At 42.4% G+C, this 17,617-nt stretch carries 17 protein-coding genes; 1 reads left to right on the top strand and 16 read right to left on the bottom strand.

The window, feature by feature from the left end; all coding sequences use genetic code 11:
- Positions 1-121: 121 nt before the first annotated feature.
- From F6K63_RS33190 to F6K63_RS33125, 14 genes are all read right to left on the bottom strand, one after another.
- A complete protein-coding gene (locus F6K63_RS33190; protein WP_009149095.1) occupies positions 122-1,507 on the bottom strand; it encodes a hypothetical protein in 1,386 nt (461 codons plus the stop codon).
- The gene (locus F6K63_RS33185; RefSeq protein WP_009149096.1) at positions 1,497-2,351 is read right to left on the bottom strand and encodes a hypothetical protein; all 855 of its coding nucleotides are present in this window, start codon (positions 2,349-2,351) and stop codon (positions 1,497-1,499) included. Before F6K63_RS33185 ends, F6K63_RS33190 begins: the two co-directional genes overlap by 11 nt.
- A gap of 273 nt (positions 2,352-2,624) precedes the next feature.
- Complete coding sequence (locus F6K63_RS33180; protein ID WP_287247515.1) at positions 2,625-4,439, bottom strand: TrbI/VirB10 family protein; 1,815 nt, start codon at positions 4,437-4,439, stop codon at positions 2,625-2,627.
- A gap of 131 nt (positions 4,440-4,570) precedes the next feature.
- A complete protein-coding gene (locus F6K63_RS33175; RefSeq protein WP_009149098.1) occupies positions 4,571-5,368 on the bottom strand; it encodes a hypothetical protein in 798 nt (265 codons plus the stop codon).
- A complete protein-coding gene (locus F6K63_RS33170; protein ID WP_009149099.1) occupies positions 5,369-6,367 on the bottom strand; it encodes a hypothetical protein in 999 nt (332 codons plus the stop codon).
- 7 nt (positions 6,368-6,374) lie between these two features.
- Positions 6,375-6,581: a hypothetical protein gene (locus F6K63_RS33165; RefSeq protein WP_287314506.1), complete on the bottom strand. Its 207-nt coding sequence runs from the start codon at positions 6,579-6,581 to the stop codon at positions 6,375-6,377.
- A gap of 417 nt (positions 6,582-6,998) precedes the next feature.
- The gene (locus tag F6K63_RS33160) at positions 6,999-7,706 is read right to left on the bottom strand and encodes a hypothetical protein (protein ID WP_009149100.1); all 708 of its coding nucleotides are present in this window, start codon (positions 7,704-7,706) and stop codon (positions 6,999-7,001) included.
- A 223-nt stretch (positions 7,707-7,929) separates the two neighbouring features.
- On the bottom strand, positions 7,930-10,737 hold the full coding sequence (locus tag F6K63_RS33155; protein ID WP_009149102.1) for a putative type IV secretion/conjugal transfer ATPase: 2,808 nt from the start codon (positions 10,735-10,737) through the stop codon (positions 7,930-7,932).
- Between the two features lie 5 nt (positions 10,738-10,742).
- A complete protein-coding gene (locus F6K63_RS33150; RefSeq protein WP_009149104.1) occupies positions 10,743-11,072 on the bottom strand; it encodes a hypothetical protein in 330 nt (109 codons plus the stop codon).
- A 129-nt stretch (positions 11,073-11,201) separates the two neighbouring features.
- Positions 11,202-11,822: a hypothetical protein gene (locus F6K63_RS33145; RefSeq protein WP_287314504.1), complete on the bottom strand. Its 621-nt coding sequence runs from the start codon at positions 11,820-11,822 to the stop codon at positions 11,202-11,204.
- Positions 11,823-12,573: 751 nt separating this feature from the next.
- Positions 12,574-13,299 (bottom strand): response regulator transcription factor, encoded by a 726-nt coding sequence (locus F6K63_RS33140; RefSeq protein ID WP_009149108.1) that lies wholly within the window; start codon positions 13,297-13,299, stop codon positions 12,574-12,576.
- A gap of 394 nt (positions 13,300-13,693) precedes the next feature.
- Positions 13,694-14,770 (bottom strand): coiled-coil domain-containing protein, encoded by a 1,077-nt coding sequence (locus tag F6K63_RS33135; protein ID WP_287265791.1) that lies wholly within the window; start codon positions 14,768-14,770, stop codon positions 13,694-13,696.
- Between the two features lie 205 nt (positions 14,771-14,975).
- Complete coding sequence (locus F6K63_RS33130) at positions 14,976-15,965, bottom strand: coiled-coil domain-containing protein (RefSeq protein WP_071102806.1); 990 nt, start codon at positions 15,963-15,965, stop codon at positions 14,976-14,978.
- 47 nt (positions 15,966-16,012) lie between these two features.
- A complete protein-coding gene (locus F6K63_RS33125; protein WP_287314501.1) occupies positions 16,013-16,153 on the bottom strand; it encodes a hypothetical protein in 141 nt (46 codons plus the stop codon).
- A gap of 136 nt (positions 16,154-16,289) precedes the next feature.
- Between F6K63_RS33125 and F6K63_RS33120 the strand changes: the two genes are divergently transcribed.
- Positions 16,290-16,526, top strand: a complete 237-nt coding sequence (locus tag F6K63_RS33120; RefSeq protein WP_137985281.1) for a hypothetical protein — start codon at positions 16,290-16,292, stop codon at positions 16,524-16,526.
- A 111-nt stretch (positions 16,527-16,637) separates the two neighbouring features.
- Here F6K63_RS33120 and F6K63_RS33115 read toward each other — a convergent pair whose 3' ends face one another.
- Together F6K63_RS33115 and F6K63_RS33110 are read right to left on the bottom strand one after the other, a co-directional pair.
- The gene (locus F6K63_RS33115) at positions 16,638-16,805 is read right to left on the bottom strand and encodes a hypothetical protein (protein ID WP_287314499.1); all 168 of its coding nucleotides are present in this window, start codon (positions 16,803-16,805) and stop codon (positions 16,638-16,640) included.
- Positions 16,806-16,951: 146 nt separating this feature from the next.
- Entirely contained in the window at positions 16,952-17,404 is a 453-nt protein-coding gene (locus tag F6K63_RS33110) for a SufE family protein (RefSeq protein WP_287314508.1), read from the bottom strand.
- Positions 17,405-17,617 lie beyond the last annotated feature (213 nt).

Raw genomic sequence — 17,617 nt, 5'->3', positions numbered from 1 at the left:
AATTGAAAAAGGACAATAAACACAGGACTTATGCAATCAATCTCTCGGTAGGGTGCGTTATTAACTAATTATACTAATTTTGCGTAAGTCCTGTAACAATTAACAATTTTCAAATTAATGACTAAAGTAAGCCTAAAAAGATTGGATCTTTCTCCTGGTAGGATAGAAATGGTACAGGACCAATGAAATAGGGTGTACAACCTAAATCCACAAAAGTGTTACGGATACAATAGCGGAAAAACAAGGCTGTACCAGCAGAGCCTTCTGTTTCTGATGTATCCCAAACTACTACCTTAAAGGCATCGCCAAAGGGGTGTCTACCAGTGGGTTCCATCCCATCATTTATTTGTCCTAAAAAACCGGAACCTCCCTGAACTTCTTGATATTTACCACTAATCCACTGCTTACCTTTGATACTTGGTTGACCAGCTAATTCGATATGAGCACATTCACTGTCACAGGGAACTTTAAATCCTTCTTGATCACTACCGGAAATGGTATTATAGCGTTGAGATTCAGCTATGCCAAAGGCAATATCCAAAATACCAATGGCGCTTCCTTGTGCTTGAATCGGATTGGGAAATTGGGAAAATGGTACTTGGGATAAGCCAGGAACTTGAGCGATATTGGTATTCTGCCAATCCTTAAATGCAGCCAAGGGAGCAACATCAATACCAGGTAGGGAATCTAAGGTATAACCTGATAGGTCAAGGGTGTCAAAGGAAAGGTCTCTGAGGTGGGGTGAGAATGCTAAAAAGTCTCCTAAGGTTTCTGTTGGGTCAAAGCTACTGGCCAAATTGATCGATAGTAAACCAAAGACTGGTTGCAGCTGTTCTATAGTATATCTCTCCAAATCAGGGATGGCGTCTACTAAGCTACCTAAGGTTTGGGAGCTCATTAACCCAAAATCTGCTAAGGAAAGATTTCCTAAGTCGAATCCGGTTAGGGACATAATGTTATTCAAGCTAAAATTTTGTAGCTCAAATATCTGCTGAAAGTCTCCTAATTTCATATATTGGTCTGGTGTTTGACCAGCTAACCATATCCTTGATGGGTCATAACCTACGGCTTTAATCACGTCTGAGGAGGCTTGAAAAGAACCCCCTTGAGAAATACCGGGAAAACTTCCGAAGGTGACTTGATTCCAATTTGGTAGTTTAGTTCCCTCCCAAGCGGTGGTTGGCAGATAGTCTTTCAGAGGATAACTTGCAGCATTTAATGCTACCTTGGGTTTTACGTTTGGTTTTACGTGTGGTTTTACTTGTGCTTCTACCTTGGGTTCAATTTTCGTTTCTTTTACTGGTAGTTTACTGTTTTGAACAGGAGTAAGAGTTGCGACCGCTGTTGGCATTCTTAATCCAGAGGCAATAAGAATACCAGAAAGTAAAAAGCAAAGACCTAAGCCAGTGACGAACCAATATAGTAAAATAAACCCTTTTCGCCTATGCTTATCCATTTGCAACCAAGGTTTATTTTTATTGGATTTTCTCTGATGCTTACTGCTCATTATTTTTCTCCTGGATTACGACTTCTTTAGTTAGGACTTCAATGGTGTTTTTCTGTTCATTCATTTGTGAAATGGCTGTTGGAACAGTTGGACGACGACCCATTTTTTGCAATTTATCTGCCAATTCCAAAGAAATACCGGCTTGAGTGGCGGCATTTGAAATAGTCTGACCGTCTTTGATAAAAACTACGAAATTATCTAACTTTCTATGAAGTTCTGAACCCTTGACTAAAAGTCCTTGTAAGGTTGCTCGAAAGATCCCCCGCTCTATGGCATCGACGACTATAAAGTCTACGGAAGGAGTAGGCTTATTAAACTCAATGACTACTTCGCTAGGTCGGTCAGCTGGAGTCACTTTAAATAAGTAAATTTGCCTACCCTCAACAGAACGAGTAACTACTGTCAAAAGTGTGCTATTTGTCTTTGGTATACCAGGAATATCAAGTTGTTCAATCCGGCGCAAATGAATTACAGTTGCCTGATTATACTCACAGTTTTTTTTAGCAACTAAGTTATCTAAGCAACCATCGACATCAACAGCAACGAATGAGGGATTATCAATCCAGAGTTTTTCAATAACTTCCCCAGTAGAAATGAAACTGATATTTACTCCATATCCTGGAGCCAATGCTACTGGAATTGGGCTATTTTGAGGCACTGAAGATTGCCCAGAAGAGGTTAGACTTACCCGTTTGACTGCTATAGCTGAATTACCAGGATCTGCCCAAGCTGGCTTAGCTAGAAAAAGGGATAAAGCAAATAGTAAAAAAATCTGAGTTTTGGCTGGGGTAATTTTTAACTCTTGACCTAATTTGATTTCCAAGGCTGAAAAAAAATTAGTCATGGCTACTTACAAGCTCCTAAAATGAAAAATTCAAACGTCAAAATGTATAGCAATGGCAGTATAGTTTAGGACATACTATTGTGTTTTAAAGGGAACAGCGGATCCCCCCTAACCCCCCGCGCGGAAGGGGGGAACAGCGGATCTGGGAACAGGGAACAGAAATATGTCTTAACTTTTACTTCGATTGCTATAAGTATTGTCTTGATCCAGTCCCTCAGCTATCAGCTAAGTCCGTCTTCTGAATTCAGGGTTATGAATTCAGAAGACAGGCTACTACAGCTCAAAGGGTGTGTTGACAAAAACTTGTACGGAACTCCCGGCACCCATATACCACAATTTGGGCAAATTTTGTAGTCGGCGTGTTGCTGAAGCATTACGCTCTACAATGTCCTGAGCAAGAGGTTTAAACCCTCCCTCAAGCACTGCTCCCCATAGGTTGCGGTCTCGACTAGTGAAGGTGCTAGACTGGCTTGAGCCAAAACCACTGGAGGTGATAATTTGACTCCGTTCAGGTTGATTGAGTACTTCTCCGACTTTGGCAGCAGAACCAAACAAGAAGGCGATCATGTCATTTCTGGCGATATCATCAGAACCCCGATCCCAGACATTCGCCACCATGGGATTACCCTTATCTCCTCTGAGACTAATCACTCCTGGGGGTAACTGATATTCTTGGTCATCGATGATTAATGCGATCGCATCACTATTGACTAGTCCACTATCATCAACCATGTCACAGAGAAAGACAATTTTGGTACCAGCTTTGAGCAAAACTTGGTTATCTTGATCCACTAGAGGCTCACTCAGACGCACCACAAATCGTTCATCCAAATTTGGTTGTTGAGAATTTCGAGATAGGTTCGACTTTGTCCAAACAATTGGTGTAATTAATTCTCCAGCTGCTTCTTGACCAAAGGAAAATAGCTTCCGTCTGATCGGTCTCCCAGCTAAAATACTGGCTTCTTCTGAGATAGCAACTTGATCAGCAAAGATAACGGGAGATCCATTAAGGGGTTGGGGAGGATTGGGAGAGTTGGAAACTCTCTGTACAGCTGGAATTGAGTATGTACTAGCAATAGTAGAGCGTCCCCTGATCCCATTGTTTCGTTGGGCTACTGCTTGTGTTTGTGGGCTTGGTTCCATCATCGCCACATTTTCCTGTGGCGCTTCTGGAGTATTCACCGAACTCAAACCATAACTTCCCAGTTGGCTCAAAGCCAGCCATTGCTCCATGGGATCTATCTTTGGTGCTGGGGCTGGAGGAGGTGGAGGAGGTGTTGGTGCTTTTGCCACAGGGGGTGGTGTTGGTGCTCTCCGCACTGGTGCTGTCCGCACTGGACGGGGTGGGGGAGCTTGACGAATTACTACTGGTTGCTGCACTGGACGCGGTGGTGGGGGAGCTTGACGAATTACCACCGGTTGCCGTACTGGACGGGGTGCTGGACGGGTTGATGCTCTTACCACAGGAGGGGGTGGTGCTGAACGCACTGCTGGCCTAGGACGAGGTGGTGGAGCTGTTTTCGGTGATGGGGGTTCTTCTGACTTGGCAAGCTCTATGGTTGTTTTTGGTCTTTTTTTCTCTTGAATGGCTTGGATCTGTTTTTGTTGCTTGGCTAGGGCTAATTCAGTCTTCAGTCGTCCGATTTCAGAATCGGTCGCGTTTTCCGCTTCGTTATCAACACTGGTGGGAATCGGAGTAACTTTTTCGACCAATTTCTTCTTAGAAGACAAGGAGGTCATCCCTGTAAAAACTAATCCGGCGACTACAGCAATTGACCCAGTTACTGCACCAACCGAAGCACCTTTTGCCCAACCAGATTTGGCGAATTCCGCTTGGGTAACATTTAAGTCTGGATCTAAATCAGCGGTACCATCAGTCGATGCTATTACCCCCTGACTGCTAGGATTTTTTTCTTGGTCATAACTAGTATCAAATTGTAACAACTCCGCTAATGATTCTTCTGTCCATGTCGGGGCGGTATTCTCTGCACCACTGTTCTGCTGAATCAGAGTTTTTTTACTCATTTCTTCTTCAGATTTATGTTCGATGCTTTGGACATCAAAGTCTTTGAGATCTGATAGCTTCATAATTTCTCCCAGTTGCTGTAGTTATTCCAGTTGCTGTAGTCATTAGTCGCACAACACTGATGTATAAACAGGGACGGATGCACGGATTATTGGACTCTTGGAATCAGGACTATTCGACTCAGGATTCAGGTTTATTTCGAGTCTAAATCCTTGATACTGACCACCTCCAAACCTTTCTCTCTAGCCTTAGCAATAATTGGAGGTAGACTATCGTCTGCCATACCTGGTGAATACTTAGGAGGCTCCACTGCCCGTACATGCACCTGTTTGTTGAAGGGAATATAGGTAGGCAAATTATTGGTAGTATCTAGAACGGTTAACGTGCCAACCAAATCGATTGTCCATTCCCCTTCTTTTATTTTAATAGGTTCTCTGACAAATTGGGGGACAAAAGCAAATTGTGTTTTGCCCTTAAATACGTTGGATGGCGTTAAGTCTACTAACTTTAATAGAAACGGATCACGAAAATCATCGGCTAAGGCAAAGCTAGCTTTCCAGGCTTGAGTAGATATTTTACCTCGACGCCTACCTTTGCCATGAATTTCTACTCCTGGATCAGAGTCTAAGTTAGAAAAGGGAACGCCATCTTTTCCAGGTAATCGCCCTGTCCAAGTAAACAGGTCACTCATGGTTTTAATTGTAAATGCTTTAATTACCTCTGCTGTCCGTTCTTTATTCCCAATGGCTTCTACGGCAGTGGTTTCACCAGTCTTCAATTGCACTAAGGAAGGAGCTGGCTTATTAGCTAGCCTTGCTTGAGCGCCATACAACAGGGCTAGGAAAAACAGAATTAAGGTATTGTAAGCAAAGTTGCTGATTAAGATAATTCCCAGACTATCCGTCACATTGAAACTGGATAACCAAGTACTCTTCTTACCTCTTTGGAGAAATTTAAGCTTATTCTGAGGAGAACTATTCGTGCTGTCCATTTATTTCAAGCCTCCTAATACAAAAGCACTGAAGGAGTTTAAGCTATTAAAAATAGCTAGACCTCCTCCAGCGGCTAATACTAACGCTAGGATGGGGGCAATCAATCCAGCTACAAAAGCAAAAACTAATGGGTTATAACTCTCAGCATTAACAATTAAGGTGGCGACTAAACCAACAATAATGTTGTAGCATATTTTAACTAAACCGATGGAGAAAAAGCTAATTAACCAAGCGTAAATCGCCTTAGCTCCCACAGGTAATAATGTGGCCCCAACCGCTAATGGACCTAATAGTCCGGTTAGCAACATGGAAACTTCTGCTACCCACTGAAATGCCATCCCAATCGACATTAACCAACCCGTTACTGCGGTTTGTAAAGCAAAGCCAACTCGTTCAGTAACATTGAGAGGGTTAAGCAATGAACCAATTTGAGAGAGAAATGCCTGAGATGATGGGTTTAACGTTCTAGAAAACTCCTGTGCTTGTTGCTCTGCATTTGTTAAACAATCCACCTGTTGTTGAACATCGACGATAGCATCACATTGAGAAACCAAGGAATCAATAACCGCCTTCGCCCCAATATTTTCTGTCACAATTTGGTAGGATTCTTGCAAAGAAATTCTGGCAGATGCGTTTTGCAGTAGTGAATTAGACGTATTGTTGATTACACTTCTGAGTCCTTGGGTGCCATTGGCTAACATTGCTCCATCATTGGCTAACAAAACCGCGACTAATAAGGGCCAGATGATCTCAGACCACATAATTGGCTCATCGTATTCTATTAAGGCTTTTGCCCATTGAGTCATGAATAGAACTAAGCTTCCCACGGCAAAAAACACCCCCAGTTTAGTGATCACAGCATACAACCCACCTCCGAGGACTTCACTCCACAGCTCATCCATGGCTTGTGCGATCGCAATTTGTCCGGTACGACCATTCTGGATAATTTGGGAGGCTCCATTACTAAATTGAGCGATTAAGTTGGGGGTGACTATCATTTAATGACTACCTCTTGACGTGATTAGTGATGGGATGAGCAGAGTGGGGAGAGTGGGGAGAGTGGGGAGAGTGGGTAGATGAGGAACTCACAGAGATCGGCAGACGGAGGAAATCCGGAAGATAAGGACAAGTAGACATGGCGATCGCTACACATGGGGATAAACAAATAAGGTAGGAATAGGGACAAGCAGGTAAGCCAGACCAAGGAGACATAGGAGAAATAGTTTTGAGTGGGAAGTATTGAGTGCGGAGTAATGAGTGGGGAGTATTGAGTGCTAAGTGCTAAGTGTTAAGTGCGGAGGGTGCGTGAGTTCAGAATTGATAATAATTGAAGAATTCTGCATCCAGATAACTGTTGACGGTCAACGGTTAAGGATTAACAATTAACGATCAACGTAAGCATTCAGCCGTCAGGTATCAGCTATCAGCTATTGCTCCTAGGCCACGCTACTTGAGGTGCTAGCAAGCGCTTTAACTGCACGGGGTCGGATGAGTAAAACGAGCAGGGATTTTCAACCAGCCGTACCAGCCCGTAAGCTTGGTTTACTACCTCCTGTTGATTAGCTGACGGCTGACAGCTGATAGCTGAATTCTTACCAGTCAACGGCCAACAGTCAACACCCTAGCTAACTAAAACAAGCCACTTAATGAGGTAATTCTCAAAGTTTCCATACCAGCGCCCAGTTTTTGGTATTGATCTGCCTGAGTTTGTCCATCCAAAGCACGAGAGATATTGCTCTGGAGCATGTTAGAAATTTCCTGTCGTTGCGCTTCCTCAACGGTAGCGGCTTGCAAGGAGCCGAGTATGGCGGCTTGACGAGCATTCTGAAGAGCGACTTCTTTGATCACATTCTGGGTAACTGTCTGATTTTGAGCTGTTTGTGCTGATTGCTCTACCTCTGAAACGGTATTCTGCATTTGCTTTAGCTCCCGGATTGACTGCTCCTGTCCTTCTTGACTCAGAACACGAGAGGCTGAGGCTCTAGCAACTTGCCTTTCTACTTCATTAGCAAGTTTGTCTCCTTCATAAATTGGGTAATCGCTTGTTTGGAGACTTTCCTCAATTGACGCTCTGACGTCTTCCACATCGGGGATACCTAAAACTCCCATGGAATCTTCCAATGCTGATTTCAAATCGTTGTCTATGGTTTCTGGTAGATTGGTAAACTCATCTAAGAAATTTGTAAAGTAAGACTTAACCTTCTGAAATTCCTCAACAAACGAGTCAACAAAACTATCGACAATTCCACCAGAAGCATAGGCTGGTTTAGGAACTGTTGTAATTAGGGTACTAATAATTAACAACTGTATCCAAGTTTTGGTCACATTTTTAGCCATGATTGAACTCCTAGATTGAATATTTACGAAAAAATGCTGAAGGCTGAAAACTGAAAACTGAAAGCTAAACCATATAGCACTACCCATTGAGATTAGGACATTCCTAAACTCCGAAACGTAAGTAATCGCTTACTTTTGAATTCTGACTTCTAACTTCTTACTTGCCCGTAGCGCTATAAAAGCGTATCCCTGACTTACCTAGATTATATCCTATTTTTATGGCTTAATTATGAAGTCGAACTTTTGCTCTCGGATCGGGTAACTTTGAATTCACAACTTGGACTTCTGAATTACGCATTTCTGCCATTTTTTTACTAGCATAATGCATAGCCATAATTTTATCCTGGGGATGTAAGCGCATTGCTGTCTGACGAATTGCTGATTCTTCAGGATTATTAGCAACAGCTGTTAACAGTGCTGAACCGGGATAAAATCGACAGTAGGTGTAAATCCCATTGTCATCGAGTAACCATTGAGAATACATTCCTTCTTGTTTAGGAAAAAATCCTTCTGTGGCATTTTTGTTAATAATCTCTGAAGGATATTTCAAAATATTAACAAAGCTATCCACTGCTGTTGGTTGAATCCTCCCTACTAAGCGTGTTGTTATATTCTGAAAAATTTTCGCTGCACTGGGAGACTTGGAAATGGTATCTGGATCTTGAGCGGATAAAATTACCCGAATTCCTGCTTTAGCTCCATTAGCACACAATCTGCCAATTAATTCAGCAATGGAATTATACTGGAACAGAATCGGACTTTCATCGATGAAAAATATACTCACCGGCGAGGCTAAAGAACGTCTTAAGGCTGCTGAGTAAATCCCTAAGGAGAGTAGTGCAGCATCTTCGTCACTACTAATATTCCGTAAGGCAAAGACTAATAACTGAGCATCACTTCTAAAGGTAGAAGGACGACTAATCGCTTGTCCTACTCGGCTATTGATCCAATACCTCAGTCGCAATTTGACTTGATCCAAGCCTTGAAGGATATCCCCAGATACAGAGGTAACTCGCAATCTCTCTAAGGAACAAAAATCAATAAAATCTGCAAGGGTAGGCATTAATTGCCATTCTTGAGAGTCTAAGCCATTGATATTTGCTGCTACATAACGGTCATGGATTTGATCATCATCAAAAAAGGCTTTGATTGCTAAGCTTAACATGGCTCTGATGTTATCCGTATAAGTCCGGTCATGAAACGTCGTGGAGCCAAGAACCATTAGCATTAGTGCTTCGACTAAGAATTCTTTGTATTCTGTAAGTCTCTCTTGTTGTAGTTTACCATCTAATCCCTTTAAATTGGGCAACTCGAAAAGATTAACTGCCTCTCGACCAATATCAAAATAAGCTCCTTTATCCCCGAGAAAAGCGGTGTAGTCACTAAAGGTAGAACTGCCATCGGGTTTTGGATAATCCATAGCTGAGATGGGTATACCATGAGCCAAGGCTTGGGTAATAATTCCTGATGCCAAAACAGATTTTCCACTGCGGGTGGTTCCGAAAATACCTAGGTTTTTATGCTGTTTGAATAAGTCAATAAAAACTGGCGTACCCCCTTCAGCAGAGATTAATTCAAATCCCGTTCTATCCACTGTCCGGGTTTTGACTACTGGCATTAAGCCTGGTGCAATATGGCTTAAATAGGTATGCGATCGCTTAAACGGACGCATTAATAGTCTGCTCCAGGAAATTGGTAAGGTTTCTAGCCATATTTTCCAAGGATACTCGCTCTCCCTTACCATCCAAGCTGGTGGCGGAAAATAAGATTTTAAAGTATAACACGCCTGATCTAAATCTTGTGGAGAATCGCGATGAACTAAGAAAACAACCGAGACATTAAATGGCACGGCTCCTTCATAGATAGCCGCCTGAGCCTCGACATTTTTCTGAATATTTAATTGTGCTTTAACATTAATCGTATTTTTCTCCTCTGCATATTTTGAGGAGACATTTGCCTGTTTCGTCAGCGAATGCATTTTGCTGGTTACTGTCTTAATGTTCGCTTTGGAAATCTCACAAAAACAATCGGTGTCATAGACCTCATCTTTTGCCATGACTTGCCAGAGATAGCGCATTTGGGATTCTTTATTCCTCCACCCCTCAGGCTTGTCTAAAAAGAGCATGACTGCGGTATACTGGTCTTTGAGATTAATCCAACGTCGATCAGCAAATGGAATAGCGGTATAGTCTTCCATTAACAGAGAAACCGGGTGGATTTCTGAGTAAACCTCTTCGGTAACTCCAGCTTCAGTTAAGGAAAGCAACTGGGGAACTGAACGAGGTGGTGTATCATTAAATCGCTGCCACACATAATTCCAACACTCTTGAGCAGAAAGAGGGCGAATCGATAGACCCATTTGATTGCTCAACAGCCTTTCCCAAAATTGATAGCCATTATTAAAGGCAATCTCTATCACTCTCTCGATCTGCTGTTTTTCATACTCATCCAGCTTGCCAATAAATCCGTTCCACCACTTGGTAGCTGTCATCAAAAATTCTTCGATTTTATCAGATGCTCCCTCTCGACCTGATTCTACGGTATAGGTAGCAAATAAATACAATGTCTTGGGCTTTCTAATCCCCCCTTTTGTCAAGTCTTGAATTCGCTTCTTTTCTCCCATGATTAGGTACTTTAACTCGTTAGAGTCTGTACCCTTAATCAACTGACTCAACGTGTTTTGTCTATCAGTGTCATCAGTGAAAGACTTTAGGTGAATCGTGAGGGTTTCCTGCTCTGGGAAATCTTTTAACCCAGCTTCGATGGCATCAAAAACCGGGTCAATTAACTCCTGCCGTAAGGTGGTGTGAATGCCTCGACATTCAAAACCAAACACAAATTTATAGGAAGCTTCTCCTTTTCTGAGAATGTATGCCCCAACATCAGACCCATCAAGTCTGACTTCTAGGAAACTAGCTAACTTACAGTCATCCTCGAACGGCTTTAAGGTTTTCTTTTTACCATTTCCTACATCAACCCGCTTCTTTCCCATCTTTTGTTTAGCTTGATCGTGAGCTTGAGTTGTTGTCATACTTTTTAGCCTTTGCCCTTTGCTTTTTCCCGTTTAATCTCTAAAAGCCTTTGGTATCTACCCATTCCTCTTGTCCATTGAGGTACAGGTATAAACTTAGAAAGAAATTTCCAATGGCTAGAGGAAGTTAGCACCCACCAAGTAGACATACCCCAAACTCCGAAACAAGATGTCCATACCCAACTAGCTCCTAGTACTCCCTTGACGATGTAATAGGCAATTGCCCAAATTATTGCCCAGGGGATAAACTGATCGGCTGGAATAGGACCAATTTTCGGTTTTTCATCAAGAGTTCGGTTAACACGACGGAATTGTTGCTGTGAATTATTTGCCATAGGTCAAGCTATTTTGGATCAGACTTGCCAACTATCAGTGATTGAAACAACTTTCAATCTCAATAAAACCCTGACTACTCATCCCTTCAGCTAGATAAAACTCAACAGGCAAATTAGATATAGCGTAGTTTATGCTCCTGTGCCAGTGATGTAGCCTGCTAAAAGATCACCCAATGTAACTACAATCAAAATGATGATTGGAGTACGGGCTAGGGTTTTCCAGTCATCATCTTGTTGGGCAGCATTGACTACTTTGACCAATGAAATGCCCAAATAAATTAGGAATAGTGCTCGTAAAACGTTAAACACCAGGGACACCAAATCGGCGTCTACTTCAGGAATAGCACTAGTTAGCCAATCTTCTGCGACTTGGAAAAACTGGGCATGGGCTGGCGCAGCGGTAAAGTCCAACATAAACCACAGAAAGGCGAATAGGAAAAGACAGGCTCCTAAACCATATTTCCTGACTAGCCGTTGAATTTGATTCCCAGAATTACTAGGTTGGACTCCAATCCACCTCACTCCCACAACTAGACACATCAAAAATGATACACCCATCAAAGGAGTGACGGAGGTACTGATATAGAGATCCAATGCCATGGCGATCGCAGCCATGACCATTAAATAGCCCAAGGGCACTTGCTTCAACTGAGCAAACAACTGAGCAAGCAACTTAGCAAACATAGTTTCTTTACTTTTCCAACGCTGTTGTTGACGAGGTGACATCGCAACAGAGGACTTGTTCACCATGGTGGATTTTTCTTTCCGTAATTTTTCTGACTCTTCTTGTGATACAGAAAATTTTTAAATCGCAAAAGCGATCCCAGAGGAATAGTTCAATTTATTTTCATTAATAAATGTTATTGAGTTAAGGAGCATTTTGAATAAGCTAAATGATTGTAATTGTTTCACCTCAAGCATTACAATTACTTAACCTCTCAATATCATTGGCACAGCTCGTCAACAGTCTCAAAATGTTACTCGTCCAAAAGGAATAGATAAATAAACTAAATTTTAAGAAAACTCTGAGAAAAGAAAAAAAACTTAACAAAAAAAACGCTGAAACCCAACCTATAGGTAGAGGCGTTAGTGCTTAGTAGTTAATAAGCTATTTTGCTGAAAAGTAAACCTAAGCAATTAAAGTGTAACAATTAAACTTAAGATATTAATGGATCAAGTATTTATATTTGAGTTGTGAACATAGGATTGAAGTAAAAGGGAGCAGGGAGCAGGGACTGAGGCCGTGGGCTACGCGGGGCGCGTTCGGAGCAGTAGGAAAGAGCTTGGAGGATTTTTGGTGTTATTAAAAACCGCTGCATTGCTATTATCTATTCCAAAGTTCCTTCTTCTGACTTCCCTACTCCCTCAGTGCGCTTGACCCGTAATTAAATTCGCCACGGGTCGCACCGCTCCCTACTCCCTACTCCCTACTCCCTACTCCCTACTCCCTACTCCCTAAAACCTAGAACTTTGTAACTCACCCAATTAAGAACTGCTGTATCTACTTCACCAAACCACTGCGAAGTGCTTGTACTGCTGCTTGTGTTCTATCGTCACAGCACAGTTTCCACAGCACAGACCGAATGTGAGTTTTAACTGTGCCAAGACCTAGTAATAATCGCTCGGCAATTTCGTCATTTGTATAACCGGCTACGATCAATTCCAAGACAGTTAGCTCCCGTTCAGTCAGTGGATTTTCCCTAAGAATCTGATAATAGTCAGGCTCACAGGAATTGATTAAAGTAATCCCAGAAAAATTATTACCCGGTGACTTGATACTGTTTTTTAGGAGATAACCAGCTATTTCTGGATCAATCCAGTGTTGCCCTTCATAGGTAGCTTTTAAAGCATCTAAGAAAGTACTGGTATCTACATTAGTTTTCGGAAAATTGATCCGTTTTAGATAATAGGAATCTACCCCAGCCCCAAAAGCGCTGATCACAAATTCTTCTGATGTGTCCCAAGATAGCAGCAATATGTTAGGAAAAAATGCCACTTTCCAATTTCTGACTAAGCGCAATAACGCATCAGTATTGGTTGAAGGCTCTAAATTAATGACTACTACGTCCGGGTTAGATTTTTTTAAAAGGGCGGCCACATGACGCAAGCTAGAAACTTGAGACACTAAACTGACTTCCTTGTACTGCTCCAAGACTTTTCTGAGACCCAACTGCGCTAAATCACCCCTCTCAATCAGTAACACCCGAATTTTTTTGATTACGTTCATAACCATTTAGAACACTGATACCGAAATTGACAACTTAGGATGTGTTTGCTGACCTCACAACCAAAAAAAAAATGGAAGCGATCGCGCTCCATAGCTCAAGATTGGTCAGCAAGCTTGTGATCACGAGTCGCCACCTACCGAAATTGTTTCCATCGGTTGATTAGCGCTTTGACCCAATATTACTGATGATACAACTCCGGACTATTTTACCGGCATTGCTGAGGGGCAGAATGAATATGAGGTGGTGCGTTACGGGCAGCAACCTAACAAGGCGCGTTAGAGGCGCTCAGACCCGGCCCGTCCCTAACGCACCCTACGCAACTATTAATAGTTGAAGGTTGACAACACCATGTCGTCAACCTTCAAAACCACCAAAATATTTCCCTTTTTGGGCTTATTTACCCTTAGTTGGATTTTTGGCTTGCTCTAAGGCAATTTCTTTAAGGGCTTGATAAGAGTTGATATTAGAAGCACCCTCAATTGCCTTGACCGCTAAATCCTGAACTTGTTTGAGGGCAGTATCGAGTTGCTGGGAAAGACTGTGTATCCGTGCTGATGATTCCTTTATTGTCTGTTCCAGGGATTCAATTCTTAGCTGATAGACACGATTATTTCCTTCTAATTCCTTATTCTGTAAGTCGGCTTGAATTTTGACCTGGTGGCTAGCAATCGCTTTGCCTTCTTCTTGGGCTTTTTTGATAGCCACTGATTTTTCCTGGTCGAAGGCTTCTACCTTAGTTTTTAATTCTTCAAACTGCTTCTCTCGCTCTGCGATCGCATTTTCCCGCTCTGCCCATTGTTTCTCTTGTTGTTGCCTCGTTTCCTCCAATTCTTTGTATAAACGTTCTTGGTTATGGTTGTAGGTTTCTTTATCTAAGCTGCGTTGTAGGGCTAAATTATAATCATACTCTTGAGCATCTCGCTTACGGGTTTTATTTTGTTCTTCATTCCGTTCTTTAATAGCTCGTTGCTGTTCCTCTTGTTCTTTGTCCCAGGATTGTTTTAACTGATTTATTTCCAGCTCTAACTCTTCCCGTTTTTGGTAAATTTCTTCATCGAAAGCTTTAGAGCTATTCTGATAGTTTTCAATTAACGTATCTAAGGTATCGTCTTGAATTTCTGATAAATTGTGGAGTTCAGCGAGTTGTTGAGTTTCCTCAGTAACCGCTGTTCTTAATTCTTCTAGTTTAGCCGCTTCTGATGTTAGTTTTTCCGACAACTCACTGACACTACTACCAAACCCTAATTGCAGCTTAACCAGGCTGTCTAGGGTATACATCATTTTGTCTTTCATGACTTTTGCTGATACTGATCCATTAGTTTGCTTTTTTTCCACCGTCGATACTTGAGGAGTTTCCGTTTTGTTCATCTGCTTCATTTCTTTTTCCAAAGCATTTCGTTCTGCTAGTAATTCTTTGTAAGCCTCTAAAATTTCTGCTTTGGTGTTCTTGCTGTTAGGTTTGCGTGTCATACTTTCAAGGTTATATTCTGTTTGACAATTTCTTAACTGCTATATAGCAATTATTATTTGGGTGAGGTACAAAGTTTTGGGTTTTAGGGAGCAGGGAGCAGGGAGCAGGGAGTAGGGATCCCCCCTTGCCCCCCTTGCCCCCCTTAATAAGGGGGGAATAAAATTGAATGTACCTCATGAGTCTAATAATTGCTATAAATAGTCACTAATTTTGATCCTTGCTTCTTGAAGACCCATCAAAAGCTTTCAAAGTCAGGGCTTGGGACTGTTTCAGGGTCTCTTGTAGCTGACCATATAGATTTTCAATTTGTTTATTTTGTTTTTCTATGTGTTGCTCCAAGGACTGAATTTTAACGTCATAACCCTGTTGAGTAACTTCCCAGCCTTTGGTGAGTAAATCAGCCTGTACTTTAGCGTCGTTTTGGACTTTTTTAATTGCTTTATCTTTTACTTTTTTAACGATTTCATCTAGCTCAGCGGGGAAAGCTTCCACTTTCTGTTGATACTCTTCAAACAGGTCTTGAGATTCTTGTAGCTTCTGTTCTCGCTCAGACCATTGCTTTTCTTTTTCTTGATTGGACTCTTGTAATTCTCGCTCCTGGTTACGGCTCAGTTCTTCATACTGATCCGTCTCAATTTTACGCTGACGTTCTAATTCGTATTGATAGTCAGCTTCTTGGCGTTGTCGTTCCCGAGCCAATAATTCGTTTTGTTCTTGACGTGCTATTTCAAAGTCTTCCTGGTCTTTTTGCCAAAGCTTACGTTTTTGCTCTTGGTCTTTTTCGATCTCTTCTCGCTGTTGATCTGCTTTTTGCTCTAGGGATTTTAGCTTTTCCTGGTGCTCTTGATTGAGCAAATGTAAGGCATCAGCTACAACTCGAATTTGCTGAAGGTATTGCAAGTGTTCAGTTTCTACTTTAATCGCCAGCTTTAGCTCATCAAGTTTAGATGCTTCTGAGGATAATTTTTCTGACAATTCATTAACAATGGTGCCAAACTCCAGCTGTAAATCAGCCATTCCTTTGACAATATTATCAACGGTATAATTTGATGCAGTTTCCAGGACTTGTTGATTTTTAGCTTTTTCTGCTTCTTCTTCTTTGGTCGCAATTTTTGAGTCAATATTTTGCCGCTGTTTTAGGATTTGCTCAAAGGCTTGGAAAATCTGGTCTTTGCTGTCTTTTGTGGCAACCATATAGTGTGTTCCTTTGACGAGATTTAGATTTTTTTAATTGAAAATGATTACTTTAAAATTGCTATAGCGCTGGGAATCGGGAATCGGGAATCGGGAATCGGGAATCGGAACCCACCCCTAACCCCTCCCAGGAGGGGAACGGGAGTAGGGAATCGGGAATCGGGAAAAAATAGGTGTGTGTATTTCATTAATATGGAAAACGCTATAGTAGCTGGTGGCTGGTTAGCAATATTCATCCACTAACTACTCCCTACTAGAACAGTGCTCTTAAAACAGTGCTCTTATCTGAGATAATTCCCAAACAAGAGGTTTCTTTATCAGCCAGTGGCTAATGGCCAGTACCCGACACTACCCACAGCGATACGCGTTCGCAAAGCGTGGCCTACGGCCAATCGCTGCTCTAGAATCGTTCGTTGTAGGAGGGATGTGATGGCTCTAGGGGTGTGGGTGCAATGGTTAAGAGGAAAGACTATAGTAGTACAAATGTTCTACTTTATTGTACTGAAACTCCAATGGATAAGTCAAGGGCAAATTGCCCATGCTAGGCTGGAACTCAAGTAGCTTTGTCATAGAAAAACACCTGAAACCCAGTTTATACAAGGGTTTCAGGCTTAATTTAGTCTGGATTTACTCAAATATAGGGAATCGGGAATCGGGAATCGGAACCCACCCCTAACCCCTCCCAGGAGGGGAACGGGAATCGGGAATCGGGAATCGGAACCCACCCCTAACCCCTCCCAGGAGGGGAACGGGAATCGGGAATCGGGAATCGGGAATCGGGAATCGGGAACAGAGCTGGTTGACTGACTTTAGATCATGGCGTAGGTTGGGTTGAGGCAACGAAACCCAACCAAGCGTGAGGTGTTCGTTGGGTTAGCGATCGCGTAATCCAACCTACGGGACAATCAGCATTTCAAGGGTCTTGTCAGTTAATCCTCGGTCCGGGGTGGGTGACCGGGTGTGGGGAAAATAGAAGGGAAAATCCCTCAATTTAATTCTCTCGAAGACATTCCCAACTGATATCCCAGGGCTTTTTTCTTCATGGTCTGGAAAATGTTGTAAAATCCATTAGCGCGAGAAGGGGTTAAACTAGCATTCAATCCTATGTCTTGAATAAAGTCAGGAGATAGGTTGACAATCTCTGTTGGCGTCAGTCCATTCAAGCCTTCAATCAACAACGCTACTAACCCTTTAACCAATTGGGCATCTGAGTCTCCCTGATACAAGACTTTGCCATCATCCAAGTTAGCAGTGATATAAACCTGGGACACGCAGCCAGGAACCTTGTTTTCTGGCACTTTATCGGTTTCTGGCATGGCCTGAAGCTTCTTGGCGTACCACAGCAACTGCTGATACCGTTGCTTGGGGTCTTTGCGGCGCTGAAAACGTTCTACAATCCGAGCAAGAGCTTCTGGTAAAGGGGTTGAGGTGGCTGACATACCCAATGTTTCAAAAGGATTAACCATTTTATTTATAGCAGTTATCAATACCGAATTGATCACTGCTATAAATGCATATTAGCGTGAGCATTCAGCGGTCAGCGGTCAGCGGTCAGCGGTCAGCGGTCAGCGGTCAGCGGTCAGCGGTCAGCGGTCAGCGGTCAGCGGTCAGCGGTCAGCGGTCAGCGGTCAGCGGTCAGCGGTCAGCGGTCA

Origin of the sequence: Moorena sp. SIO1G6 (assembly GCF_010672795.1) — a bacterium.
Taxonomy (GTDB): Bacteria; Cyanobacteriota; Cyanobacteriia; order Cyanobacteriales; family Coleofasciculaceae; genus Moorena; species Moorena producens.
Note: the sequence above shows the minus strand (reverse complement) of the source record. Positions and strands in the feature narration are given on the sequence as shown.

Bases quoted from the DNA above. Each gene is read 5' to 3' on its own strand.
- F6K63_RS33190 (WP_009149095.1), bottom strand. From the start codon at position 1,507: ATGAGCAGTAAGCATCAGAGAAAATCCAATAAAAATAAACCTTGGTTG.
- F6K63_RS33185 (WP_009149096.1), bottom strand. From the start codon at position 2,351: ATGACTAATTTTTTTTCAGCCTTGGAAATCAAATTAGGTCAAGAGTTA.
- F6K63_RS33180 (WP_287247515.1), bottom strand. From the start codon at position 4,439: ATGAAGCTATCAGATCTCAAAGACTTTGATGTCCAAAGCATCGAACAT.
- F6K63_RS33175 (WP_009149098.1), bottom strand. From the start codon at position 5,368: ATGGACAGCACGAATAGTTCTCCTCAGAATAAGCTTAAATTTCTCCAA.
- F6K63_RS33170 (WP_009149099.1), bottom strand. From the start codon at position 6,367: ATGATAGTCACCCCCAACTTAATCGCTCAATTTAGTAATGGAGCCTCC.
- F6K63_RS33165 (WP_287314506.1), bottom strand. From the start codon at position 6,581: ATGTCTCCTTGGTCTGGCTTACCTGCTTGTCCCTATTCCTACCTTATT.
- F6K63_RS33160 (WP_009149100.1), bottom strand. From the start codon at position 7,706: ATGGCTAAAAATGTGACCAAAACTTGGATACAGTTGTTAATTATTAGT.
- F6K63_RS33155 (WP_009149102.1), bottom strand. From the start codon at position 10,737: ATGACAACAACTCAAGCTCACGATCAAGCTAAACAAAAGATGGGAAAG.
- F6K63_RS33150 (WP_009149104.1), bottom strand. From the start codon at position 11,072: ATGGCAAATAATTCACAGCAACAATTCCGTCGTGTTAACCGAACTCTT.
- F6K63_RS33145 (WP_287314504.1), bottom strand. From the start codon at position 11,822: ATGGTGAACAAGTCCTCTGTTGCGATGTCACCTCGTCAACAACAGCGT.
- F6K63_RS33140 (WP_009149108.1), bottom strand. From the start codon at position 13,299: ATGAACGTAATCAAAAAAATTCGGGTGTTACTGATTGAGAGGGGTGAT.
- F6K63_RS33135 (WP_287265791.1), bottom strand. From the start codon at position 14,770: ATGACACGCAAACCTAACAGCAAGAACACCAAAGCAGAAATTTTAGAG.
- F6K63_RS33130 (WP_071102806.1), bottom strand. From the start codon at position 15,965: ATGGTTGCCACAAAAGACAGCAAAGACCAGATTTTCCAAGCCTTTGAG.
- F6K63_RS33125 (WP_287314501.1), bottom strand. From the start codon at position 16,153: ATGAAATACACACACCTATTTTTTCCCGATTCCCGATTCCCTACTCCC.
- F6K63_RS33110 (WP_287314508.1), bottom strand. From the start codon at position 17,404: ATGTCAGCCACCTCAACCCCTTTACCAGAAGCTCTTGCTCGGATTGTA.